This is a genomic window from Streptomyces sp. NPDC107581 (genome assembly GCF_055657175.1).
This window is the reverse complement of record NZ_JBVKBH010000015.1, coordinates 159,760-184,151: the sequence shown is the minus strand read 5'-3', so window position 1 is coordinate 184,151 and position 24,392 is coordinate 159,760. Positions and strand designations below refer to the sequence as shown.

Here is a 24,392-nt window from a genome sequence, read left to right as displayed (position 1 = left end):
CCCGGATCCGGATGGCGGCGGTTTCGGGCCCGCCGCGGCACGGCTTGCGGGCGCGGACCGGCCCGGCGCCCGGCAGGCCCGGATCCAGGTGCTGACGGCCTCGGGCCGGCGCGGGACCGACCCGGATCCGGATGCCGACGGCTTCGGGCCCGCCGCGGCACCCCGATAGCCTTCGCCCGTGACCGCAACCCTGATCTGGATCCTTGTCGCGCTCGTCGCCATCGGCCTGTACCTGAGCTGGACGGCCGGACGGCTGGACCGGCTGCACGTGCGGATGGACGCGGCGCGGGCCGCACTCGACGCGCAGTTGCTGCGGCGGGCCTCCGTGACGCAGGAACTGGCGACCTCGGGCGTGCTGGACCCGGCCGCCTCGATCGTGCTCTACGAGGCCGCGCACGCCGCCCGGCAGGCCGAGGAGGAGCAGCGCGAGGTGGCGGAGAGCGAGCTGAGCCAGGCCCTGCGGGCGGTCTTCGGGGATCCGCTGCAGGTCGAGGCCGTCCGGGAGGCCCCGGGCGGCGAGGAGGCGGCCCGTGAGCTGGCCGAGGCGGTCCGCAGGGTGCCGATGGCCCGGCGCTTCCACAACGACGCCGTGGGGGCCGCCCGCAGGCTCCGGGAGCACCGCAAGGTGCGCTGGTTCCGGCTGGCCGGCCACGCCCCGTTCCCGCTGGCCTTCGAGATGGACGACGAGCCGCCCGCGGCCCTGGTGGAGCGGGCCGCCTGAACGCCCGGTGGACCAAAAGGATCCACCGGCTTTCCATTGGCCCTTGCTGTGGCCTGGTCCACTCGCGTTTCCTCTGGGGTGCAGAAACCCCTTCCGGGGTGCACAAACCCTCTTTCCCTTCAGTGAGGTCACCCGTGTCCACCATCGAGAACCAGGCTCCCGAGACCGGCACCGCCCGCGTGAAGCGCGGCATGGCCGAGCAGCTCAAGGGCGGCGTGATCATGGACGTCGTCACACCGGAGCAGGCGAAGATCGCCGAGGACGCGGGCGCCGTCGCGGTCATGGCCCTGGAGCGGGTCCCGGCCGACATCCGCAAGGACGGCGGCGTGGCCCGCATGTCCGACCCGGACATGATCGAGGGCATCATCGAGGCCGTATCCATCCCGGTCATGGCCAAGTCCCGCATCGGCCACTTCGTCGAGGCCCAGGTGCTGCAGTCCCTCGGCGTCGACTACATCGACGAGTCCGAGGTCCTCACCCCGGCCGACGAGGTCAACCACTCCGACAAGTGGGCCTTCACCACCCCCTTCGTCTGCGGTGCCACCAACCTGGGCGAGGCCCTGCGCCGCATCGCCGAGGGTGCGGCCATGATCCGCTCCAAGGGCGAGGCCGGCACCGGCAACGTCGTCGAGGCCGTCCGTCACCTGCGCCAGATCAAGAACGAGATCGCCAAGCTGCGCGGCTTCGACAACAACGAGCTGTACGCCGCCGCCAAGGACCTGCGCGCCCCGTACGAGCTGGTCAAGGAGGTCGCCGAGCTGGGCAAGCTCCCGGTGGTCCTCTTCTCCGCCGGTGGCGTGGCCACCCCGGCCGACGCGGCCCTGATGCGCCAGCTCGGCGCCGAGGGCGTCTTCGTCGGCTCCGGCATCTTCAAGTCCGGCGACCCGGCCAAGCGCGCCGCCGCCATCGTGAAGGCCACCACCTTCTACGACGACCCCAAGATCATCGCGGACGCGTCCCGCAACCTCGGCGAGGCCATGGTCGGCATCAACTGCGACACCCTCCCCGAGGCCGAGCGCTACGCGAACCGCGGCTGGTAAGGCACCGGAGCACATGAACACCCCCGTCATAGGCGTCCTGGCCCTCCAGGGCGACGTACGGGAGCACCTCATCGCCCTGGCCGCGGCCGACGCCGTGGCCAGGCCGGTGCGGCGCCCCGAGGAACTCGCCGAGGTCGACGGCCTCGTGCTGCCCGGCGGCGAGTCCACCACCATCTCCAAGCTGGCCGTCCTCTTCGGAGTGATGGAACCCCTCCGCGCGCGCGTGCGGGCCGGTCTGCCCGTCTACGGCACCTGCGCCGGCATGATCATGCTCGCCGACAAGATCCTCGACCCGCGTTCGGGCCAGGAGACGATCGGCGGGATCGACATGATCGTGCGCCGCAACGCCTTCGGACGGCAGAACGAGTCGTTCGAGGCGGCGGTCGCCGTCAAGGGAGTCGCGGGCGATCCTGTAGAGGGCGTCTTCATCCGCGCCCCGTGGGTCGAGTCCGTGGGGGCCGAGGCCGAGGTGCTCGCCGAGCACGAAGGCCACATCGTCGCGGTCCGCCAGGGCAACGCGCTCGCCACGTCGTTCCACCCGGAACTGACCGGCGACCATCGCGTGCACTCCCTGTTCGTCGACATGGTGCGCGCCAATCGGACACCGGAGTCCTTGTAGGATCTCTGGCGTTCGTTCATAGATGGGTTACGCGAAGGAGACAGGCAGATGTCCGGCCACTCTAAATGGGCCACGACGAAGCACAAGAAGGCCGTGATCGACGCCAAGCGCGGCAAGCTCTTCGCGAAGCTGATCAAGAACATCGAGGTCGCGGCGCGGATGGGCGGCGTCGACCTGGAGGGCAACCCGACCCTCTACGACGCCGTTCAGAAGGCCAAGAAGCAGTCGGTCCCGAACAAGAACATCGACTCCGCCATCAAGCGCGGTGGCGGTCTCGAGGCCGGCGGCGCCGACTACGAGACGATCATGTACGAGGGTTACGGCCCCAGCGGCGTCGCCGTGCTCATCGAGTGCCTGACCGACAACCGCAACCGCGCCGCCTCCGACGTCCGCGTGGCCATGACCCGCAACGGCGGCAACATGGCCGACCCGGGCTCGGTGTCGTACATGTTCAGCCGCAAGGGCGTCGTCATCGTCCCCAAGGGCGAGCTGTCCGAGGACGACGTCCTCGGTGCCGTCCTGGAGGCGGGCGCCGAGGAGGTCAACGACCTCGGCGAGACCTTCGAGGTCATCAGCGAGGCCACCGACCTGGTCGCGGTGCGCACCGCCCTCCAGGAGGCCGGCATCGACTACGACTCCGCCGAGTCCAGCTTCGTGCCGTCCGTCCAGGTCGAGCTGGACGAGGACGGCGCCAAGAAGATCTTCAAGCTGATCGACGCGCTCGAGGACAGCGACGACGTGCAGAACGTGTTCGCCAACTTCGACGTCAGCGACGAGATCATGGAAAAGGTCGACGCCTGAGCGCAGCCGCGGGCACAGCAGGTTCTCCGGCGGGCCGGGTGGGACACGTCCCACCGGCCCGCCGTCGTTGTCGGTGGCAGCCGTTAGCCTGGCGTCAACCGGAGATCGCAGAGGGGATGGGAGGGGGCGCGGTGCGCGTACTGGGGGTGGACCCCGGACTGACGCGGTGCGGTGTCGGCGTCGTCGAGGGGGTCGCGGGCCGCCCGCTCACCATGCTCGGCGTCGGGGTCGTACGGACCCCCGTGGACGCCGAGTTGAGCCTGCGTCTGCTCGCCGCCGAAGAGGGCATCGAACGGTGGCTGGACGAGCACCGGCCCGAGATCGTCGCGGTGGAACGCGTCTTCAGCCAGCACAATGTGCGCACGGTGATGGGCACCGCCCAGGTCAGCGCCGTCGCGATGCTGTGCGCCGCCCGACGCGGCCTCCCGGTCACCCTGCACACCCCCAGCGAGGTCAAGGCCGCCGTCACCGGCAACGGCCGCGCGGACAAGGCCCAGGTCGGCGCCATGGTCACCCGGCTGCTCCGGCTCGCCGCACCGCCCAGGCCCGCCGACGCCGCCGACGCCCTCGCGCTCGCCATCTGCCACATCTGGCGCGCCCCCGCCCAGAACCGGCTCCAGCAGGCCGTCGCCCTGCACACCGCCAACGCAACGAAAGGCCGTACGGCATGATCGCCTTCGTCAGCGGACCGGTCGCCGCCCTCGCCCCCGACGCAGCCGTCGTCGAGGTCGGCGGTGTCGGCATGGCCGTCCAGTGCACGCCGAACACGCTGTCGACGCTCCGCGTCGGCCGGCTCGCCAAGCTGCACACCTCCCTGGTCGTGCGCGAGGACTCGCTGACCCTGTACGGCTTCGCGGACGACGACGAGCGCCAGACCTTCGAGCTGCTGCAGACCGCGAGCGGAGTCGGCCCGCGCCTGGCCCAGGCGATGCTCGCCGTGCACACCCCGGACGCGCTGCGCCGTGCCGTCGCCACCGCGGACGAGAAGGCCCTCACCGCCGTCCCCGGCATCGGCAAGAAGGGCGCGCAGAAGCTGCTGCTGGAGCTGAAGGACCGGCTCGGCGCCCCCACCGGTGGTGCCGCCCCCGCGGTCGCCGCCCCGGTGACCCAGGGCTGGCGCGACCAGCTGCACGCGGCCCTCGTCGGCCTGGGCTATGCCACCCGCGAGGCCGAGGAGGCGGTCGTCGCCGTCGCCCCGCAGGCCGAGGCGGCGGGCGGCACGCCCCAGGTGGGCCAGCTGCTGAAGGCCGCCCTGCAGACCCTGAACCGAGCCCGCTGACCTGCGCCGCCCGCAAGGAGATCTTGAGTGAACTGGGACGAGACGACCGACGCCTCCGCCGAGGAGCGGCTCGTCGGCCCCGCCGCGGAGCGGCTGGTGGGCTCTGCCGCCGACGGGGAGGACCAGGCCGTGGAGGCCGCCCTGCGGCCCAAGGACCTCGGCGAGTTCATCGGCCAGGAGAAGGTCCGCGAACAACTCGACCTCGTCCTGCGGGCCGCGCGCGCGCGGGGTGCGACCGCCGACCATGTCCTGCTCTCCGGCGCGCCCGGCCTCGGCAAGACCACGCTGTCGATGATCATCGCCGCCGAGATGGGCGCCCCCATCCGCATCACCTCCGGCCCCGCCATCCAGCACGCCGGCGACCTCGCCGCGATCCTCTCCTCCCTCCAGGAGGGAGAGGTCCTCTTCCTCGACGAGATCCACCGCATGTCGCGGCCCGCCGAGGAGATGCTGTACATGGCCATGGAGGACTTCCGCGTCGACGTGATCGTCGGCAAGGGCCCCGGCGCCACCGCCATCCCCCTGGAGCTGCCCCCGTTCACCCTGGTCGGCGCCACCACCCGCGCGGGCCTGCTGCCGCCCCCGCTGCGCGACCGCTTCGGCTTCACCGGACACATGGAGTTCTACGGGCCCGCCGAGCTGGAGCGGGTCGTGCACCGCTCGGCGAGCCTGCTCGACGTCGCGATCGAGCCGGACGGCGCCGCAGAGATCGCCGGCCGCTCCCGCGGCACGCCCCGGATTGCCAACCGCCTGCTGCGCCGCGTGCGCGACTATGCGCAGGTCAAGGCGGACGGCTTCATCACCCGCGAGATCGCCGCGGCCGCCCTCGCGGTCTACGAGGTCGACGCGCGCGGCCTCGACCGCCTCGACCGGGCCGTGCTGGAGGCGCTGCTGAAACTGTTCGGCGGCGGCCCGGTCGGCCTGTCCACGCTCGCCGTCGCGGTGGGGGAGGAGCGGGAGACCGTCGAGGAGGTGGCCGAGCCCTTCCTGGTACGCGAGGGTCTGCTCGCCCGTACCCCACGCGGCAGGGTGGCCACTCCTGCGGCATGGGCGCATCTCGGTCTGACCCCGCCCCGCTCGTCAGCTGGGGGAAACGGACAACAGGACCTGTTCGGGGCGTGATGGCTTCGTGACGGCGAGGGCATTGGCGGGTGCAGGAACCCAGGTGCCATGCTGAGCGTTGTTCCATGCGCGCGGACTCGCTTAGACTCCGCCGATGCCGCCCTTGCGGGTGGCGCCGACCGACCCCCATCCATCAGGCCGCTCAGCGCGCGGTCGCGCGAAGGAAATTCCGTCCCGTGAATGCCTTTACCATTCTCCCTTTCATTGTGCTCATCGCGGCCATGTTCCTGATGACACGCTCGGCCAAGAAGAAGCAGCAGCAGGCCGCCTCCATGCGGAACGAGATGCAGCCCGGATCCGGTGTCCGCACGATCGGGGGGATGTACGCGACGGTCAAGGAGGTCAACGAGGACACAGTCCTCCTCGACGCCGCCCCTGGTGTCGACCTTCTCTTCGCCAAGAACGCGATCGGCGCCGTGCTCACTGACGACGAGTACAACCGCATCGTGCACGGCATCGAGCACGACCTGAAGTCCGACGCCGACATCGTCCCGGACGACGCCTCCTCCCTCACCGAGTCCGACGCCGCCGACGAGCCTGCCGCCGCCTCCGACGACAAGGCCGTCGACCTCGGTAAGAAGGACGCCGTCGAGGACAAGACCGATGCGGCCGAGGCCGCCGAGGCCAAGGCGGACGAAGAGCCGAAGAAGACCGACGGCGACTCCGACGCGAAGTAGTCACGACCCGGGGTGTGCGGCGCGGTCCGATCGCGCCCCGCGCACCCCGGGCGCGTCTGTTTCCCGCAGGGGAGCCCGACACCATGTGATGGCCGACCGCGCCGGGCGCGGGGCGGCCCGAGAGGGAGTACGAAAAGGTGGCAGCACCTAAGAAGGGCCGGAGCGCGAGCGCCCAGAGCAAGCCAGGGCGCTCGCTGGCCCTCATCCTGATCGCCATCGTGGCGCTGACCGGAGGGATGTTCGCCTCCGGGCACACCACTCCGCGTCTCGGTATCGACCTCGCCGGTGGCACGAGCATCACGCTCAAGGCGAAGGCCGACCAGGGGTCCGCGATCAACAAGGCCAACATGGACACCGCGGTCGACATCATGGACCGCCGTGTCAACGGCCTGGGCGTCTCCGAGGCGGAGGTGCAGACCCAGGGGACCGACCACATCATCGTGAACATCCCCAAGGGCACCAACTCCAAGGAAGCCCAGCAGCAGGTCGGCACCACCGCCAAGCTGTACTTCCGCCCGGTCCTCGCCAGCGAGCCCAGCGGCGCCGCCGCGCCGAGCCCCTCGCCGAGCGCTTCCTCCAGTGGCAGCAGCTCGCCGAGCCCGTCGAGCAGCGCCTCCGGCAAGCAGAAGGCCTCCTCGTCCTCCAGCGCGTCCCCGACGGCCACCGCCACCTCCCAGGGCCGCGCGGTCACCGACGCCCTGAAGGCTGACGCCACGCCGTCGCCCTCCGGCTCCCCGAGCGGTACGTCCTCTCCGAGTCCGTCCGCCTCGTCCTCCGGCGCCAGCGCCGACGCCGGCAAGCTCCAGGCCCAGTACGCCGCCCTGAACTGCGCCAAGCCCGCCGAGCGCGCCAAGGCCGGCACGAGCGCCAAGCCCGGCGAGCCCACCGTGGCCTGCGGTCAGGTCGACAAGGTCTGGTACAAGTACGTCCTCGGCCCGGCCGGCGTGGACGGCACCGAGGTGAAGAAGGCCCAGGCGGTCTTCGACACCCAGGGCGCCTCCGGCTGGCAGGTCCAGATGACCTTCACCGGCAGCGGATCGAAGAAGTTCGCGGACATCACCGGCCAGCTGGCCAAGAACCAGCAGCCGCAGAACGAGTTCGGCATCGTCCTCGACGGCCAGGTCGTCTCCAGCCCGTTCGTGCAGAACGCCATCACCGGCGGCCAGGCGGAGATCTCCGGCCACTTCACGCAGCAGGAGGCGCAGAGCCTCGCCAACATGCTGTCGTACGGTGCCCTCCCGCTGTCCTTCAAGGAGGACACCGTCACCACGGTGACCGCGGCGCTCGGCGGTGAGCAGCTGCACGCCGGTCTGCTCGCCGGCGCGATCGGCCTCGCCCTGGTCGTGATCTACCTGATCGCCTACTACCGGGGCCTGTCGATCGTGGCGATGGCCTCACTGCTGGTCTCCGCGGTCCTCACCTACGTGATCATGGCGCTCCTGGGCCCGGCCATCCACTTCGCCCTGAACCTGCCGGCGGTCTGCGGTGCCATCGTGGCCATCGGTATCACCGCGGACTCGTTCATCGTGTACTTCGAGCGCATCCGGGACGAGATCCGCGAGGGCCGCACGCTGCGTCCCGCCGTCGAGCGGGCCTGGCCGCGCGCCCGGCGCACCATCCTGGTCTCCGACTTCGTGTCGTTCCTCGCCGCTGCGGTGCTGTTCATCGTGACCGTCGGCAAGGTGCAGGGCTTCGCGTTCACGCTCGGCCTGACCACCGTGCTCGACGTGGTCGTCGTCTTCTTCTTCACCAAGCCGCTGATGACGCTTCTCGCGCGCCGCAAATTCTTCGCGAACGGCCACAAGTGGTCCGGACTCGACCCGAAGGGCCTGGGCGCCAAGCCGCCGCTGCGCCGTACCCGCCGTCCCGCCGGTCCCGCCGCCGGCCCTGTCGACCCGAAGGAAGCGTGAGCGATGTCGAAACTCGGCAGCCTCGGCGCCCGACTGCACCGTGGTGAGATCAGCTACGACTTCGTCGGCAAGCGCAAGATCTGGTACGGCGTCTCCATCCTGATCACCATCACGGCCATCCTCGGCCTGTCGGTGCGCGGCCTGAACATGGGCATCGAGTTCCAGGGCGGAGCGGTCTTCACGACGCCGACGAAGATGAGCACGTCGGTGGCGAAGGCGGAGGAGTACGCGAAGGACGCCTCCGGCCACGAAGCGGTCGTGCAGAAGCTCGGCAACGGCAGCCTGCGCATCCAGATCGCCGGCATCGACACCGACAAGTCCGACCAGATCAAGCAGACACTGGCCAAGGACCTGAACCTCAACCCGGAGAAGCTCGCAGCCGACCTGGTCGGCCCGAGCTGGGGTGAGCAGATCGCCAACAAGGCCTGGGAGGGTCTGGCGATCTTCATGGTGCTCGTGGTGATCTACCTGGCGATCGCCTTCGAGTGGCGCATGGCCATCGCCGCGCTCGTCGCGCTGATCCACGACATCACCATCACGACCGGTATCTACGCCCTCGTCGGCTTCGAGGTCACGCCCGGTACGGTCATCGGTCTGCTGACGATCCTCGGTTACTCGCTCTACGACACGGTCGTCGTCTTCGACAGCCTCAAGGAGCAGACGAAGGACATCACCAAGCAGTCCCGCTGGACGTACAGCGACATCGCCAACCGGTCGATCAACGGCACGCTGGTCCGCTCCATCAACACCACCGTGGTCGCCCTGCTGCCGGTTGCGGGTCTGCTCTTCATCGGCGGCGGCTTCCTCGGCGCCGGCACGCTGAACGACATCTCGCTGTCGCTGTTCGTCGGCCTCGCGGCCGGTGCGTACTCCTCGATCTTCATCGCCACGCCGCTCGTCGCCGACCTCAAGGAGCGCGAGCCGGCGATGAAGGCGCTCAAGAAGCGGGTCCTGGCCAAGCGTGCCCAGGCCGCGGCCGAGGAGGACCTCGTGGAGACACGGTCCGACGCGGGCGACGAGCCCGACGACGCCGCTCCCGCCGTGGTGGGTCCGCGCAACCAGCCCGCGTCCCGCAGCCGGGGCCGTGGCCGCCCCTCCGGGAAGCGCCGATGACCGACATCGAGGAACTGCTGCTCAGCCGCATCCGTGATGTGGCCGACTACCCGGAGCCGGGCGTGATGTTCAAGGACATCACACCGCTCCTGGCGGACCCGGCGGCCTTCACGGCCCTCACCGACACGCTCGCCGAGATCGCCGCGAGCACCGGTGCGACCAAGGTCGTCGGCCTGGAGGCCCGGGGGTTCATCCTGGGCGCGCCGGTCGCGGTCCGGGCCGGCCTCGGGTTCATCCCGGTCCGCAAGGCGGGCAAGCTGCCGGGGGCGACGCTCCGGCAGGCGTACGACCTGGAGTACGGCTCGGCGGAGATCGAGGTGCACGCGGAGGACCTGTCCTCCGGGGACCGTGTGCTGATCGTGGACGACGTGCTGGCCACGGGCGGTACCGCCGAGGCCGCGATCCAGCTGATCCACCGGGCCGGCGCCGAGGTCTCGGGCCTCGCGGTCCTCATGGAGCTGGGTTTCCTGGGCGGCCGGGCCCGTCTGGAGCCCGCGCTGAGCGGTGCACCGCTTCAGGCGCTGCTGCGGATCTGAGTTCTGAGTACGGAGCGGCCGTCGGCGGACCGAGTGACCTCGGCTCCCCCTCCGGCCGCTCCGTCTTTCCCGCCCACACCACCGGTACCACCGGCACCACCCGCATCGGCACCGGACCGGCACCAGCACCCGCACCCGCACCACCCGCACCCGCACCACCCGCACCCGCACCACCCGCGCCCGCACCACCCGTGCGGGTCTCGTGGCCACCCGCGGGTGGCCCTCCATAGGGTCACCGCCGCCGTCGGCGCCCGCGGCCCAGTGGTCGCCTTCCGTGTCGGCGTTCGGCGTCGTGCGGTCGTCTCAGGGCCCCGGCGCGACACTTCGCGGTCACCCCGAGAACACCCCGGCGAAGCCCCCTGGAATCCCCCGGCAGCCCCGGGTGTTTCAGCGGTGGACGGTGCTCTCGGTCGCCTGAAGGCGATGACCGGGCGCAGGATCGATACCATGGGGTCTCCGGAGCCTGACCGGGGGACCCGGATCGTGCACGAGGAGCCCTCTTGCCAGACGAGGCCCAGCCACTGACCGCCGCGAAGCCCGAGCCCGGCTCGGCGCCCGCGGCCAAGCCCGCGCCGAACGCGTCCCACGCGAAGAACGACCCCCGCGGGACGGTCGAGCACGCCCAGTCCGCGCCCGTCGAGAAGGCGGCCGAGACCGCACGTCCCAAACCTGCTGCGCCCGTGCGCCCCGCTGCCGGCCAGCCCGCCCGCACCGGCTCCTCCAACCGCGTCCGCGCCCGCCTCGCCCGCCTCGGCGTCCAGCGCGCGAACCCGTACAACCCCGTGCTGGAGCCGCTGCTGCGGATAGTGCGCAGCAACGATCCGAAGATCGAGAACTCGACGCTGCGGCAGATCGAGCGCGCCTACCAGGTCGCCGAGCGCTGGCACCGGGGCCAGAAGCGCAAGAGCGGCGATCCGTACATCACGCACCCGCTCGCCGTCACCACCATCCTTGCCGAGCTGGGCATGGATCCGGCCACGCTGATGGCAGGCCTGCTGCACGACACCGTCGAGGACACCGAGTACGGCCTGGACGACCTGCGCCGCGACTTCGGCGACGTCGTGGCGCTCCTCGTCGACGGCGTCACCAAGCTGGACAAGGTCAAGTTCGGCGAGGCCGCGCAGGCCGAGACCGTGCGCAAGATGGTCGTAGCCATGGCCAAGGACCCTCGTGTCCTGGTCATCAAGCTCGCCGACCGTCTGCACAACATGCGCACCATGCGCTACCTCAAGCGCGAGAAGCAGGAGAAGAAGGCGCGCGAGACCCTGGAGATCTACGCGCCGCTCGCTCACCGCCTGGGCATGAACACCATCAAGTGGGAGCTGGAGGACCTCGCGTTCGCGATCCTCTACCCCAAGATGTACGACGAGATCGTGCGGCTGGTGGCCGAGCGCGCGCCCAAGCGGGACGAGTACCTCGCCATAGTGACCGACGAGGTCCAGGCCGACCTCCGTGCCGCACGGATCAAGGCGACCGTCACCGGGCGCCCGAAGCACTATTACAGTGTCTACCAGAAGATGATCGTCCGCGGCCGGGACTTCGCGGAGATCTACGACCTGGTGGGGATCCGTGTACTGGTCGACACGGTCCGCGACTGCTACGCCGCCCTCGGCACCGTGCACGCGCGATGGAATCCGGTCCCCGGCCGGTTCAAGGACTACATCGCGATGCCCAAGTTCAACATGTACCAGTCGCTGCACACGACGGTCATCGGCCCCAACGGCAAGCCGGTCGAACTGCAGATCCGCACCTTCGACATGCACCGGCGCGCGGAGTACGGCATCGCCGCGCACTGGAAGTACAAGCAGGAGGCCGTCGCCGGCGCCTCCAAGGTGCGCACCGACGTGCCCAAGGCCGGCAAGGGCAAGGACGACCACCTCAACGACATGGCGTGGCTGCGCCAGCTGCTGGACTGGCAGAAGGAGACCGAGGACCCGGGCGAGTTCCTGGAGTCCCTGCGCTTCGACCTGTCCCGCAACGAGGTCTTCGTCTTCACGCCCAAGGGCGACGTCATAGCGCTCCCGGCCGGGGCGACGCCGGTGGACTTCGCGTACGCGGTCCACACGGAGGTCGGCCACCGGACCATAGGAGCACGGGTCAACGGCAGGCTCGTACCGCTCGAATCCACCCTGGACAACGGCGACCTGGTGGAGGTCTTCACCTCCAAGGCACCCGGTGCCGGTCCGTCCCGCGACTGGCTCGGGTTCGTCAAGTCGCCGCGCGCCCGCAACAAGATCCGCGCCTGGTTCTCCAAGGAGCGCCGCGACGAGGCGATCGAGCACGGCAAGGACGCCATCGTCCGCGCCATGCGCAAGCAGAACCTGCCGATCCAGCGCATCCTCACCGGCGACTCGCTCGTCACGCTCGCGCACGAGATGCGCTACCCGGACATCTCCGCGCTCTACGCGGCGATCGGCGAGGGCCATGTCTCCGCGCAGCATGTCGTCCAGAAGCTCGTCTCCGCGCTGGGCGGCGAGGAGGCCGCCGCCGAGGACATCGACGAGGCCGTCCCGCCCACGCGCACCCGCGGCCGCAAGCGCCGCTCCAGCGCCGACCCCGGCGTGGTCGTCAAGGGCGTCGACGACGTCTGGGTCAAGCTGGCCCGCTGCTGTACGCCCGTCCCCGGCGACCCGATCATCGGCTTCGTCACGCGCGGTAGCGGTGTATCGGTTCACCGCAGCGACTGTGTCAACGTGGAGTCACTGTCCCGCGAGCCGGAGCGCATCCTCGACGTCGAATGGGCACCCACCCAGTCCTCGGTCTTCCTGGTCGCCATCCAGGTGGAGGCCCTGGACCGCTCGCGCCTGCTGTCGGACGTCACCCGGGTCCTGTCCGACCAGCACGTCAACATCCTCTCCGCGGCCGTCCAGACCTCCCGCGACCGGGTGGCCACCTCCCGCTTCACCTTCGAGATGGGCGACCCGAAGCACCTCGGCCACGTCCTGAAGGCCGTCCGGGGCGTGGAGGGCGTGTACGACGTCTACCGCGTGACCTCGGCCCGCAGCCGGTCGTAGACCGCAGGAACGCACGGCCGGCTGTGCGGACGCACGGCCGGCGGTAGGCAGGCCCGGTTGTGGGGACGCTCGTCCGGTCGCAGGCACGCAGGGCCGGTTGTGGGGACGCACAGCCGGTCGTAGGCACGCAGGGCCGGTTGTGGGGACGCACAGCCGGTCGTAGGCACGCAGCGTCGGTTGTGGGGACGCACAGCCGGTCGTAGGCACGCAGCGTCGGCTGTGGGGACCCGCGGCCGGCCGCGGGAAGAACCGCCGGTCGTGGACACGCAACGCGCAGGGGCCCCGTACGCCACGTACGGGGCCCCTGGTGCGCGCAGGCGGGGGGATCAGCCGCCGAACTCCTGCAGGCCCTTCAGAGCCTGGTCCAGGAGCGCCTGACGGCCCTCCAGCTCCCGCTCCAGCTTGTCGGCCTTGGAGGTGTTGCCCTGGGCGCGCGCCTGCTCGATCTGCGCCCTCAGCTTGTCCACGGCGGCCTGCAGCTGGCCGGTCAGACCCTCGGCACGCGCGCGTGCCTCCGGGTTCGTCCGGCGCCACTCGGCCTCCTCGGCCTCCTGGATGGCCCGCTCGACCGTGTGCATCCGGCCCTCGACCTTCGGACGCGCGTCCCGCGGGACGTGACCGATGGCCTCCCAGCGCTCGTTGATCGAACGGAAGGCGGCCCGGGTGCCCTTCAGGTCCGCGATCGGCAGGAGCTTCTCGGCCTCCTCGGCCAGCTCCTCCTTGAGCTTCAGGTTCTCCGACTGCTCGGCGTCCCGCTCGGCGAAGACCGAGCTGCGGGCGGCGAAGAACACGTCCTGGGCGCCGCGGAAGCGGTTCCACAGGTCGTCCTCATGCTCGCGCTGGGCGCGGCCCGCGGCCTTCCAGTCCGCCATCAGCTCGCGGTAGCGGGCCGCCGTCGGACCCCAGTCCGTCGAGCCCGACAGCGCTTCGGCCTCGGCGACCAGCCGCTCCTTGATCTTGCGGGCATCCTCGCGCTGCGCGTCCAGCTGCGCGAAGTGGGCCTTGCGCCGCTTGGAGAACGCCGACCGGGCGTGCGAGAAGCGGTGCCACAGCTCGTCGTCCGACTTGCGGTCCAGCCGCGGCAGCCCCTTCCAGGTGTCCACCAGGGAGCGCAGCCGTTCACCGGCCGCCCGCCACTGGTCGGACTGCGCCAGCTGCTCGGCCTCGGTGACCAGGTCCTCCTTGGCCTTGCGGGCCTCGTCGGACTGCTTGGCGCGCTGTGCCTTGCGCTCCTCGCGCCGCGATTCGACCGTCGCCACGAGTTTGCCGAGACGGGTCCGCAGGGCCTCCAGGTCGCCGACCGCGTGGTGTGCGTCCACCTGCTCGCGCAGGTGGTCGATGGCGGTCTGGGCGTCCTTCGCCGACAGGTCGGTCGTCTGTACTCGCTTCTCGAGGAGGCCGATCTCGACAACCAGGCCCTCGTACTTGCGCTCGAAGTAGGCAAGCGCCTCCTCAGGGGAGCCGGCTGCCCAGGAACCGACGACCTGCTCGCCGTCGGCCGTACGCACGTACACGGTCCCCGTCTCGTCGACGCGGCCCCACGGGTCGCTGCTCACAGCGCCTCCTCCACATGATGCCTGCGAGGGGCCTCAGCACCCCCGGGCATCGTCCACAGTTTCGTCACGGCCAACATAGGCGACCAGCGGGTTACCTGTCCGCATCCAGCGCGACCGAAATTCCGCTGTTGGCCGTGTTGAGCATTGCCTGGACGTCACGAGCGAGACATCAGGACTTGGTGACCGTCGCCTTGTCGATCACGACCGTCGCGTTCGGGGCACCGTCACCGGCACCCGTGTTCTCGCCCGCGGCGGCGATCTTGTTCAGCACCTTCAGACCCGCCGCGTCGATCGTGCCGAACGGCGTGTACTGGGGCGGCAGCGGGCTGTCCTTGTAGACCAGGAAGAACTGGCTTCCGCCGGTGTGCTTCTGACCGGTGTTGGCCATGGCCACCGTGCCCGCCGGGTACTTGTTGCCCTTCAGGCTCGCGTCCTTCAGGTTCTCGTCCGGGATCGTGTAGCCGGGACCGCCGCTGCCGAGGCCCGTCGGGTCGCCGCACTGCAGCACGTAGATGCCGTTCGTGGTCAGGCGGTGGCACTTGGTGTGGTCGAAGAAGCCCTTGCCCGCGAGGAAGTCGAACGAGTTCACCGTGTGCGGCGCCGCCGACGCCTTCAGCGCGATGCCGATGTCACCGCACGTCGTGGCGAGCTTCATCGTGTACTTGGCCGACGTGTCGATCGACATCGCCGGCTCCTTCTTCCAGCTCTGCTTCTTGATCGCGCCCGCGGCCGGCTTCGCGCACGGGTCCGGCGCCTTGCTGCTCGGCGAGGCGCTCGGCGTGACGGCGGAGCCGGCGTCGGTCTTCTTGTCGTCGTTGCTGTTCTTCAGCACCCCGGTCGTGTACAGCGCAACGCTGCCGATCACGACCACGCCGAGCACCGACGCGATCACGGAGTTGCGCATGCGTGCCTTGCGCCGCGCGCTGGTGCGCCGCTGCTGCTGCCGCAAGAACTTCTCCCGGGCGAGCTGACGCCGCCGCTGCTCCTGGCTGACCACCGGGTTCTCTCCTCATGCGTGTCGTGTGTCGACCGGTACACGTGCGTCCTGTGAGCCGACAGCCGCTTGTAGCCCCGTACCGTATATGGGTTCGCTGAGGAAACGGCAGCGCCGGTAGGCTCTGGACCACGGGCCGACCGCCCGCAAGCCCTCCCGTATCGACACAACCAAGGACGATCGTGCTCATTGCCGGGTTCCCCGCCGGGGCCTGGGGGACGAACTGTTATCTCGTCGCCCCCGCCGCCGGTGAGGAGTGCGTGATCATCGACCCGGGCCACCAGGCCGCCCAGGGCGTCGAGGAAGCGCTGAAGAAACATCGGCTCAAGCCCGTCGCCGTCGTCCTCACCCATGGTCACATCGACCACGTGGCCTCGGTCGTCCCCGTGTGCGGCGCACATGACGTGCCGGCCTGGATCCACCCCGAGGACCGCTACATGATGAGCGACCCCGAGAAGGCGCTCGGCAGGTCCATCGGCATGCCGCTCATGGGCGAGCTGACCGTGGGGGAGCCGGACGACGTCAGGGAGCTGGCCGACGGCGCCGGCCTCCGGCTGGCCGGGCTGGAGTTCTCCGTCGCGCACGCGCCGGGCCATACCAAGGGGTCGGTGACCTTCCGGATGCCGGAGACCGCGGACATCCCCCCGGTCTTCTTCTCCGGGGACCTGCTGTTCGCCGGCTCCATCGGACGTACCGACCTGCCCGGTGGCTCCACGGAGGACATCCTCGACTCGCTGGCCCGCGTGTGCCTGCCGCTCGAGGACTCCACCGTGGTGCTGTCCGGCCACGGCCCCCAGACGACCATCGGCCACGAGCGCGCCACCAACCCCTATCTGCGGCAGGTGGCGGCCGGCCGGGGAGCCGTCCAGGCTCCCCGACGAGGAATGTGACGAGAGAGCTTTCGTGAGTACCTTCCAGGCCCCCAAGGGCACCTATGACCTGATCCCCCCGGACTCCGCCACGTACCTGGCGGTCCGCGAGGCGATCGCGGCCCCGCTCCGCAACTCCGGCTACGGCTACATCGAGACCCCCGGTTTCGAGAACGTCGAACTCTTCGCGCGCGGTGTGGGTGAGTCCACCGACATCGTGACCAAGGAGATGTACGCGTTCGAGACCAAGGGCGGTGACCGGCTGGCCCTGCGGCCCGAGGGCACGGCGTCCGTCCTGCGGGCGGCCCTGGAGGCCAACCTGCACAAGACCGGCAACCTCCCGGTCAAGCTCTGGTACTCCGGCTCGTACTACCGTTACGAGCGCCCCCAGAAGGGCCGCTACCGGCACTTCTCCCAGGTCGGCGCCGAGGCGATCGGCGCCGAGGACCCGGCGCTGGACGCCGAGCTGATCATCCTGGCCGACCAGGCCTACCGCTCCCTGGGGCTCAGCAACTTCCGCATCCTGCTGAACAGCCTGGGCGACAAGGAGTGCCGGCCGGTGTACCGGGCCGCGCTGCAGGACTTCCTGCGCGGCCTCGAACTGGACGAGGACACGCTGCGGCGGGCGGAGATCAACCCGCTGCGCGTCCTCGACGACAAGCGCGAGTCGGTCCAGAAGCAGCTGACGGGCGCGCCGCTGCTGCGTGACTACCTGTGCGACGCTTGCAAGGCGTACCACGAGGAGGTCCGTGAGCTGATCACGGCGGCGGGCGTGGCCTTCGAGGACGATCCCAAGCTGGTCCGCGGCCTGGACTACTACACGCGCACCACCTTCGAGTTCGTGCACGACGGTCTGGGCTCCCAGTCCGCGGTGGGCGGCGGCGGCCGGTACGACGGCCTGTCGGAGATGATCGGCGGTCCCGCGCTGCCGTCGGTGGGCTGGGCGCTCGGTGTCGACCGCACGGTCCTGGCCCTGGAGGCCGAGGGCGTGGAGCTGGACATCCCGTCGTCGACCAGCGTCTATGCGGTGCCGCTCGGCGAGGAGGCCCGCCGTGTGCTGTTCGCGAAGGTCACCGAGCTGCGCAAGGCCGGTGTCGCCGCGGACTTCTCCTACGGTGGCAAGGGCCTGAAGGGCGCCATGAAGAACGCCAACCGCAGCGGCGCCCGCTACGCGCTCGTCGCCGGTGAGCGTGACCTCGCCGAGGGCCTCGTCCAGCTCAAGGACATGGTGTCCGGCGAGCAGACGGCGATCGGCGTCAACGAGATCGTGGCGGAGCTGGAGTCCCGGCTCGGCCAGGACCTGTCCGGCACGATCCGCCGGACGGGCCTCACCACCCGGGCGTAGGGCCCCCAGCACCCGGGCGTAGGTCAGCACCCGGGCGGTAGAGCCCCAGCGCCCGGCGTAGGGCCCCAGCGGTCGCAAGGGCGCCGGAATCCTCCGGCGCCCTTGTCAGTGGTCGAGCAGTCCGTGGCGCATGGCGCTGGTGACGGCCGCGGTGCGGTCGTCCACCCCCAGCTTTCCGAAGATCCGCAGCAGATGGGTCTTCACCGTGGACTCACCGATGAACAGGCGGCGTCCGATCTCGGCGTTGGTGCAGCCGTCCGCCACCAGGCGCAGCACCGCGGTCTCGCGGGCCGACAGGCGGGGGAGTTCGGGTCGGGTGCGGAGCTGGTCCACCAGGCGGGTGGCGACCGACGGGGCGAGGACCGTCTCGCCGCGCGCGGCGGCCCGTACCGCGTCCGCGAGTTCCCGGCGCGGCATGTCCTTGAGCAGATAGCCGGCGGCGCCCGCCTCCACGGCCCGCAGGATGTCCCGGTCCGTCTCGTACGTCGTCAGGACGATCACCCGGGACGGCAGGCCGGCCGCGCTCATGCGCTGGATGGAGTCGACGCCTCCGCCCCCGGGCATCCGCAGGTCCATCAGGACGATGTCCGGACGCAGTTCGGCCGCCAGCGCCTCGGCCTGCGGTCCGCTCGCCGCGTCCCCGACCACCTCCAGGTCCGGCTCGGCGCTCAGCATCGCGCGCAGTCCCTCCCGTACGACGGGATGGTCGTCGGCCAGCACGATCCGGATCACACGCTCTCACTCCTCAGGGCGGCGGGAACGGGAAGCCGCACGGTCACCTTCGTACCGTCGCCGGGTGCGCTGCACACCGCTGCGGTCCCGCCCACCTCGGCGGCGCGGGCGCGCAGCCCCGCGAGACCGTATCCGCCGGCCGCGGCGGCGGGGTCGAAGCCCCGGCCGTCGTCGTCGACGGAGACGGTCACGGCGTCGTCGCTGTAGGCGAGCGCGACCTGCGCGACCGCCGAACTCCCCGCGTGCTTGTGCGCGTTGGTCAGCGCCTCCTGGCACGAGCGCAGGGCCACCACCTCGATGCCGGCCGGGAGGGCGCGCACCGGGCCGGTCACCTCCAGAGCGGCCTCGTGCCGGGCGGCCAGCCGCGTCAGCGCGTCCGGCAGCGAGGCGCCCGCCAGATCGGCGGGGGCACCACCGGCCACCAGGGCCCGGGCCTCGGCGAGGTTGCGGCGGGCCGTCTCGTCCATCAGGGCCAGGTGGTGGCGGGCCTGCGGGAGGTCGGAGTCCAGTTCCGCGTCCACGGCCTGGACCAGCATCAGCAGGCTGGTGAAGCCCTGCGCGAGGGTGTCGTGGATCTCCCGCGCGAGCCGTTCGCGTTCGGCGAGCGCGCCGTGTGCGGCGGACAGCCGGGAGATCTCGTGCCGACTGGCGTCCAGTTCTGCGATCAGCTCGGCCCGTTCGCTGCTCTGCTCGATGATCCGGATGATCCAGCCGCCGATCACCACCGCGAAGACGAGGGTGACCACGGCGAACAGGAAGTTCTCCACCAGGTCCGACAGGCCGGGACGCCACAGCACGGCCCAGCCGGTGACCGGCACCAGATTGATGACGGTCACCATGACCAGGGCCCGGCGCTCCCGCAGCGTCATGAAGCACTGCGGGATCAGCGCGTACGCCATCAGGCGGCTCTCGCCGGCCAGGACCGCCGCCGGCAGGAACAGCGCGATCGCCCCGGCGAGGTAGCACAGGGCACGCCGTTCGTCGGGCGGGTGCCGCTGCAGCAGTCTGCGCCCCACCGCGGCGTACCAGGGGACGAGCGGCACGAGCAGCCCGGCCGCGGTGGCCCGCACCGGCCAGCCCGGCTGGGACGCGTAGAGGACGAAGGCCAGGGTGGTCGCCCAGGCCGCGGCGAAGTACGCGTCCCAGTACCGGATCGTCCGGTCCCAGGCGTGCACGTCCCGCGCCCGGCCCGGACCGGTCATCCCTCGCGCCGGTTCTTCCACCGGAAGGTCAGCAGGCACAGCGCCAATCCTCCGACGCACCAGGCCGTCAGCACCAGCGCGATCCGACCGAACTCCCAGCTCCCGGCCTGTTCCAGTACCCGCGCGGAGTCCGGCAGGAACACGCCCCGCAGGCCCTGGCACAGCCACTTCAGCGGGAACAGGGCGCTGATGTCGAGCATCCAGCCGGGGATGGTGTCGATGGAGATGTACACCCCGGAGATGAACTGGAGCACCAGGAAGGGCAGGACGACGACGGAGCTGGCGCTCTTCGCCGACCTGGGCACCGAGCTGATCGCGATGCCCAGCAGCGCGCACCCGGTCAGACCGAGCACGAAGATCCATGCGAAGTCGAACCAGCGGCCGGGATCCGTCGGCAGGCGGACGTCGTAGAAGGCGGTGCCCACGAACAGAAGGATCGCGGTCTCCAGGACCCCGGTGAACAGAACGAGCCAGATCTTCCCCAGGAAGTAGGCGGTCGGCGGCATCGGGGTGCCGCGCAGCCGCCGCAGTACCTTCTCGTCGCGTTCGACGGCGATGGAGATGCCCAGCGACTGGAAGCTCGTGGACATGATCCCGGAGGCCATCATGGCGGGCACGTACAGCTGCGAGGCGTTCACCCCGCTGCCCCGGACGTCGTCGTGGAAGATCGACGCGAACAGGAACAGGAACACCACCGGGAAGGAGAAGGTGAAGACCACCTGTTCGCGCTGGCGGAAGAACTGCCTGATCTCCAGGCCGCCCCGCAGCAGCCCGAGCGTCCAGGCGCCGGGCAGGGACCCGGCGGACCCGCGGGCGGTGGCCCGTACGGCGGTCGTGGTCATCGCGCGGACTCCTGTCCGGTCAGCCGGAGGTAGACGTCCTCCAGGGTGGGGCGGGTCACGGTCAGGCCCGGTATCTCGCCGTCGAAGCGGCTCAGCAGGGCGGCGACGGTCCTCGTGGGGGTCTCGGTGTGCTCCACGCGCGTGGAGCCGTCGGGTTCCGTCCAGGTGACGGTGGCGCCGCTGCCGTGGCGCTCGCGGAGTTCACCCGGCCCGCCCTCGGCGACCACCCGGCCCCGGGCGACGACCGCGAGCCGGTCCGCGAGGCCTTCGGCCTCCTCCAGGTAGTGCGTCGTGAGCAGGATCGTCGTGCCCTCGTCGGCCAGCAGCCGGATCAGGTCCCAGAACTGGCGCCGGGCCGCCGGGTCGAAGCCGGTGGTCGGCTCGTCCAGGAGCAGCAGCTCGGGGCCGCCGATCACGCCGAGCGCCACATCGAGGCGTCGGCGCTGACCGCCGGAGAGAGCCTTGATCCGGCTGTTCGCCTTCGCCTCCAGACCGACCAGGCGGATGACCTCCTCCGGGTCGCGCGGGCGCGGGTAGCAGCGGGCGAAGTGCCGGACCGTCTCGCGGACCGTCAACTCGGCGGGCGTCGATTCGTCCTGCCAGACGATTCCCACCCGGGACCTCCACGCGCGCGTGCCGGTCGCCGGATCCGACCCGAGGACCGACACCTCGCCCGCGTCCCGTGACCGGTTGCCCTGGAGTATCTCGACCGTGGTGCTCTTGCCCGCACCATTGGGTCCTAGCAGGCCGAACACCTCACCCCGGCGGATGCCGAGATCGATGCCGTCCACCGCGGTCACGTCCCCGTACTGCTTGCGCAGCCCCCGTACGTCCACCGCGAGGTCGTTCGCGTGTGCTGTCATGCTCCGAGCATCGGCCGGAACCGAACGATCCGTGACCACCGTGCGTACTTCCTTATGTCCATCGAACGGTGGACACACAAGCGAGTACGGCACAATGACCGGTGCCGGAAGATGGTCCAACTCTCAAGTGACGGAATCGGCGTGATGAGCAAGACGACAGTCAAAGACGTCTCCACGGAGCCCGAGCCCGAGCGTGCCGCCGCGGCACCCCGCACGGTGGGCGGCAGCCGCGCCTTCGCTCTGCTGCTGGTGATCACCGGCGCGGCCGGAGTGCTCGCCGCCTGGGTCATCACGATCGACAAGTTCAAGATCCTCGAGGCCAAGGTCGCGGGCAAGACCTTCACGCCCGGCTGCAGCGTGAACCCGGTGGTGTCCTGCGGCAGCGTGATGGAGAGCAAGCAGGCGGCGGTCTTCGGGTTCCCGAACCCGATGCTCGGCCTGGTCTGCTACGGCATCGTGATCTGCGTCGGCATGAGCCTGCTGGCCCGGGCCCGCTTCCCGCGCTGGTACTGGCTGACCTTCAATTTCGGCACCCTCTTCGGCGTCTGCTTCGTGACCTGGCTGCAGTTCGAGTCCCTGTACCGGATCAACGCGCTGTGCCTGTGGTGCTCGCTGGCCTGGGTCGCCACGATCACCATGTTCTGGCACGTCACCTCGTTCAACGTCCGCAACGACTTCCTGCCGGCCCCGCGCCTGCTGAAGTCCTTCTGCGGCGAGTTCACCTGGGTGCTGCCCGTCACGCACTGCGGCGTCATCGCCATGCTGATCCTGACCCGGTGGGGCAGCCAGCTCTGGGCCTGACCCGCCGCCGCGCGGCGTTGTCAGTGGCGTGTCTTAGGGTTTCAGCGTGGAACCCGACCTCTTCACCGCCGCAGCGGAAGAACGCCAGGAGAAGGACCCGGCAGGCAGCCCCCTGGCCGTGCGCATGCGCCCGCGCACGCTCGACGAGGTCGTGGGCCAGCAGCACCTGCTGAAGCCCGGCTCCCCGCTGCGCCGGCTGGTCGGCGAGGGCTCCGGCGGTCCCGCGGGACCCTCGTCGGTGATCCTCTGGGGCCCGCCGGGCACCGGCAAGACGACCCTGGCGTACGTCGTCTCCAAAGCCACCGACAAGCGGTTCGTGGAGCTGTCCGCCATCACCGCGGGCGTCAAGGAGGTCCGCGCGGTCATCGACGGCGCCCGCCGCGCCACCGGCGGCTTCGGCAAGGAGACCGTCCTCTTCCTGGACGAGATCCACCGCTTCAGCAAGGCCCAGCAGGACTCCCTGCTCCCCGCGGTCGAGAACCGCTGGGTGACCCTGATCGCGGCGACCACGGAGAACCCGTACTTCTCGGTGATCTCCCCGCTGCTCTCCCGCTCCCTGCTGCTCACGCTCGAACCCCTCACCGACGACGACATCCGCGGGCTGCTGCGCCGCGCCCTCGGCGACGAGCGCGGCCTCAAGGACACCGTCGCCCTGCCCGGGGACACCGAGGAGCATCTGCTGCGCATCGCCGGCGGAGACGCGCGCCGTGCTCTGACCGCCCTGGAGGCCGCGGCCGGAGCCGCCCTGGACCAGGGCGACTCCGAGATCAGCCTGCAGACCCTGGAGCAGACCGTCGACCGGGCCGCGGTGAAGTACGACCGGGACGGCGACCAGCACTACGACGTCGCCAGCGCCCTCATCAAGTCCATCCGCGGCTCCGACGTCGACGCCGCTCTGCACTACCTGGCCCGCATGATCGAGGCCGGCGAGGACCCCCGCTTCATCGCCCGCCGCCTGATGATCTCCGCCAGCGAGGACATCGGCCTGGCCGACCCGAACGCACTGCCCATCGCGGTCGCTGCCGCCCAGGCCGTCGCCATGATCGGCTTCCCCGAGGCCGCCCTCACCCTCAGCCACGCCACCATCGCCCTGGCACTGGCCCCCAAGTCCAACGCCGCGACCACGGCGATCGGCGCCGCGATGGAGGACGTACGCAGGGGCCTGGCCGGACCGGTCCCGGCGCACCTGCGGGACGGCCACTACAAGGGCGCCGCCAAGCTCGGCCACGCCCAGGGGTACGTGTATCCGCACGACCTGGCCGAGGGCATCGCCGAGCAGCAGTACGCCCCGGACGCCCTCAAGGACCGCGAGTACTACACGCCGACCAGACACGGAGCGGAGGCGCGTTACGCGGACGCCGCGGAGTGGACGAGGAAGCGCCTCGGTCGCAAGCGGTCCTGAGCGCCCTGTAGACTGCCCCGAAGTGCTGAGTCCCGTGTCCGGCCCCTCGAACGAGGAGTCGGCTCACCAGAGCGGGACACCCAGCCGGAGACCTGGTCCGCCAGGTTCTCCAGGAGCGTCGCGCACCAGCGAATGGTGTCGCGGGCAGCCCACCACCACCCGGGTTCCCGGGAAGGGTCGGTGGGCCACTCGCGTGCTGCACGTATGTGCCCAGACCAGGGAGCGGCTGCCCGGCCGTCCACGCGGACGGACGGGTTTCCCCGGCTGCGGATGCGACCTCCCCTAACCCTGGTGAAGCCGTATTCGCATCAGAAACACGAGGTGTCGGTTCCATGGCGAACCAGTCCCGCCCCAAGGTCAAGAAGTCGCGTGCCCTCGGCATCGCGCTGACCCCGAAGGCCGTCAAGTACTTCGAGGCCCGCCCCTACCCGCCGGGCGAGCACGGCCGCGGCCGCAAGCAGAACTCGGACTACAAGGTCCGTCTGCTCGAGAAGCAGCGCCTGCGCGCGCAGTACGACGTGTCCGAGCGTCAGCTCGTCCGCGCCTACGAGCGTGCCTCCAAGGTCCAGGGCAAGACCGGTGAGGCCCTGATCATCGAGCTCGAGCGCCGTCTCGACGCGCTGGTCCTGCGTTCGGGCATCGCCCGCACGATCTACCAGGCCCGCCAGATGGTCGTCCACGGCCACATCCAGGTCAACGGCCAGAAGGTCGACAAGCCGTCCTTCCGCGTCCGCCCGGACGACGTCGTGCAGGTCCGCGACCGCTCCAAGGACAAGACGCTCTTCCAGGTCGCCCGTGAGGGTGGCTTCGCCCCCGACGGCGAGACCCCGCGCTACCTGCAGGTGAACCTCAAGGCCCTGGCGTTCCGCCTGGACCGTGAGCCGAACCGCAAGGAGATCCCGGTGATCTGCGACGAGCAGCTCGTCGTCGAGTACTACGCCCGCTGACCCCAGC

23 protein-coding genes are annotated in these 24,392 nt (G+C 70.5%); 17 read left to right on the top strand and 6 right to left on the bottom strand.

Going from position 1 to position 24,392, the window contains the following annotated elements:
* The first annotated feature begins 178 nt into the window (after positions 1-178).
* From ACZ7P3_RS32460 to ACZ7P3_RS32405, 12 genes are all read left to right on the top strand, one after another.
* Positions 179-721 (top strand): LemA family protein, encoded by a 543-nt coding sequence (locus ACZ7P3_RS32460; protein WP_472087100.1) that lies wholly within the window; start codon positions 179-181, stop codon positions 719-721.
* A gap of 134 nt (positions 722-855) precedes the next feature.
* A complete protein-coding gene (gene pdxS / locus ACZ7P3_RS32455; protein ID WP_472087098.1) occupies positions 856-1,761 on the top strand; it encodes a pyridoxal 5'-phosphate synthase lyase subunit PdxS in 906 nt (301 codons plus the stop codon).
* Positions 1,762-1,774: 13 nt separating this feature from the next.
* Positions 1,775-2,380: a pyridoxal 5'-phosphate synthase glutaminase subunit PdxT gene (gene pdxT / locus ACZ7P3_RS32450; protein WP_472087097.1), complete on the top strand. Its 606-nt coding sequence runs from the start codon at positions 1,775-1,777 to the stop codon at positions 2,378-2,380.
* 48 nt (positions 2,381-2,428) lie between these two features.
* On the top strand, positions 2,429-3,181 hold the full coding sequence (locus tag ACZ7P3_RS32445) for a YebC/PmpR family DNA-binding transcriptional regulator (RefSeq protein ID WP_472087095.1): 753 nt from the start codon (positions 2,429-2,431) through the stop codon (positions 3,179-3,181).
* Between the two features lie 131 nt (positions 3,182-3,312).
* Positions 3,313-3,852 (top strand): crossover junction endodeoxyribonuclease RuvC, encoded by a 540-nt coding sequence (gene ruvC, locus ACZ7P3_RS32440; protein ID WP_472087093.1) that lies wholly within the window; start codon positions 3,313-3,315, stop codon positions 3,850-3,852.
* Positions 3,849-4,460, top strand: coding sequence for a Holliday junction branch migration protein RuvA (ruvA, locus tag ACZ7P3_RS32435; protein ID WP_472087091.1), 612 nt, complete (start codon positions 3,849-3,851; stop codon positions 4,458-4,460). Before ruvC ends, ruvA begins: the two co-directional genes overlap by 4 nt.
* Before the next feature lie 27 nt (positions 4,461-4,487).
* A complete protein-coding gene (gene ruvB, locus ACZ7P3_RS32430; protein ID WP_472087090.1) occupies positions 4,488-5,582 on the top strand; it encodes a Holliday junction branch migration DNA helicase RuvB in 1,095 nt (364 codons plus the stop codon).
* A 176-nt stretch (positions 5,583-5,758) separates the two neighbouring features.
* Positions 5,759-6,259 (top strand): preprotein translocase subunit YajC, encoded by a 501-nt coding sequence (gene yajC, locus ACZ7P3_RS32425; protein ID WP_472087088.1) that lies wholly within the window; start codon positions 5,759-5,761, stop codon positions 6,257-6,259.
* 137 nt (positions 6,260-6,396) lie between these two features.
* Positions 6,397-8,169 carry a protein translocase subunit SecD gene (gene secD / locus ACZ7P3_RS32420; protein WP_472087086.1) on the top strand — a complete coding sequence of 591 codons (1,773 nt, stop codon included), beginning with the start codon at positions 6,397-6,399 and terminating at the stop codon, positions 8,167-8,169.
* 3 nt (positions 8,170-8,172) lie between these two features.
* Entirely contained in the window at positions 8,173-9,282 is a 1,110-nt protein-coding gene (gene secF / locus ACZ7P3_RS32415) for a protein translocase subunit SecF (RefSeq protein ID WP_472087085.1), read from the top strand.
* On the top strand, positions 9,279-9,818 hold the full coding sequence (locus ACZ7P3_RS32410) for an adenine phosphoribosyltransferase (protein ID WP_472087083.1): 540 nt from the start codon (positions 9,279-9,281) through the stop codon (positions 9,816-9,818). The genes secF and ACZ7P3_RS32410 overlap by 4 nt, the downstream gene beginning before the upstream one ends.
* A 500-nt stretch (positions 9,819-10,318) precedes the next feature.
* A complete protein-coding gene (locus ACZ7P3_RS32405; RefSeq protein ID WP_472087082.1) occupies positions 10,319-12,832 on the top strand; it encodes a RelA/SpoT family protein in 2,514 nt (837 codons plus the stop codon).
* A gap of 326 nt (positions 12,833-13,158) precedes the next feature.
* Here the strand turns inward: ACZ7P3_RS32405 and ACZ7P3_RS32400 are convergent, their stop codons facing one another.
* Both ACZ7P3_RS32400 and ACZ7P3_RS32395 read right to left on the bottom strand, forming a co-directional pair.
* Entirely contained in the window at positions 13,159-14,388 is a 1,230-nt protein-coding gene (locus ACZ7P3_RS32400; RefSeq protein ID WP_472087081.1) for a DUF349 domain-containing protein, read from the bottom strand.
* A gap of 169 nt (positions 14,389-14,557) precedes the next feature.
* On the bottom strand, positions 14,558-15,385 hold the full coding sequence (locus ACZ7P3_RS32395; RefSeq protein WP_472087079.1) for a peptidylprolyl isomerase: 828 nt from the start codon (positions 15,383-15,385) through the stop codon (positions 14,558-14,560).
* Positions 15,386-15,564: 179 nt separating this feature from the next.
* On the opposite strand from ACZ7P3_RS32395, the gene ACZ7P3_RS32390 reads away from it, so the two are divergent.
* Both ACZ7P3_RS32390 and hisS read left to right on the top strand, forming a co-directional pair.
* Positions 15,565-16,272 (top strand): MBL fold metallo-hydrolase, encoded by a 708-nt coding sequence (locus tag ACZ7P3_RS32390; RefSeq protein ID WP_472087077.1) that lies wholly within the window; start codon positions 15,565-15,567, stop codon positions 16,270-16,272.
* Positions 16,273-16,285: 13 nt separating this feature from the next.
* Positions 16,286-17,596 (top strand): histidine--tRNA ligase, encoded by a 1,311-nt coding sequence (gene hisS / locus ACZ7P3_RS32385; protein ID WP_472087076.1) that lies wholly within the window; start codon positions 16,286-16,288, stop codon positions 17,594-17,596.
* A gap of 105 nt (positions 17,597-17,701) precedes the next feature.
* Here the strand turns inward: hisS and ACZ7P3_RS32380 are convergent, their stop codons facing one another.
* From ACZ7P3_RS32380 to ACZ7P3_RS32365, 4 genes are read right to left on the bottom strand one after another with little or no spacing between them, the layout of a single operon-like run.
* On the bottom strand, positions 17,702-18,328 hold the full coding sequence (locus tag ACZ7P3_RS32380; protein WP_472087074.1) for a response regulator: 627 nt from the start codon (positions 18,326-18,328) through the stop codon (positions 17,702-17,704).
* Entirely contained in the window at positions 18,325-19,530 is a 1,206-nt protein-coding gene (locus tag ACZ7P3_RS32375) for a sensor histidine kinase (protein ID WP_472087072.1), read from the bottom strand. The genes ACZ7P3_RS32380 and ACZ7P3_RS32375 overlap by 4 nt, the downstream gene beginning before the upstream one ends.
* Positions 19,527-20,372, bottom strand: a complete 846-nt coding sequence (locus tag ACZ7P3_RS32370; RefSeq protein ID WP_472087070.1) for an ABC transporter permease — start codon at positions 20,370-20,372, stop codon at positions 19,527-19,529. Before ACZ7P3_RS32370 ends, ACZ7P3_RS32375 begins: the two co-directional genes overlap by 4 nt.
* Positions 20,369-21,235 carry an ABC transporter ATP-binding protein gene (locus ACZ7P3_RS32365; RefSeq protein ID WP_472087069.1) on the bottom strand — a complete coding sequence of 289 codons (867 nt, stop codon included), beginning with the start codon at positions 21,233-21,235 and terminating at the stop codon, positions 20,369-20,371. The genes ACZ7P3_RS32370 and ACZ7P3_RS32365 overlap by 4 nt, the downstream gene beginning before the upstream one ends.
* A gap of 144 nt (positions 21,236-21,379) precedes the next feature.
* Between ACZ7P3_RS32365 and ACZ7P3_RS32360 the strand changes: the two genes are divergently transcribed.
* The 3 genes from ACZ7P3_RS32360 to rpsD all read left to right on the top strand — a co-directional run bounded on the left by ACZ7P3_RS32360 (position 21,380) and on the right by rpsD (position 24,385).
* Positions 21,380-22,036 (top strand): vitamin K epoxide reductase family protein, encoded by a 657-nt coding sequence (locus ACZ7P3_RS32360; protein ID WP_472087067.1) that lies wholly within the window; start codon positions 21,380-21,382, stop codon positions 22,034-22,036.
* A gap of 46 nt (positions 22,037-22,082) precedes the next feature.
* The gene (locus ACZ7P3_RS32355) at positions 22,083-23,438 is read left to right on the top strand and encodes a replication-associated recombination protein A (RefSeq protein ID WP_472087066.1); all 1,356 of its coding nucleotides are present in this window, start codon (positions 22,083-22,085) and stop codon (positions 23,436-23,438) included.
* A gap of 332 nt (positions 23,439-23,770) precedes the next feature.
* A complete protein-coding gene (gene rpsD / locus ACZ7P3_RS32350; RefSeq protein WP_108957064.1) occupies positions 23,771-24,385 on the top strand; it encodes a 30S ribosomal protein S4 in 615 nt (204 codons plus the stop codon).
* The last annotated feature ends 7 nt before the right edge of the window (positions 24,386-24,392 follow it).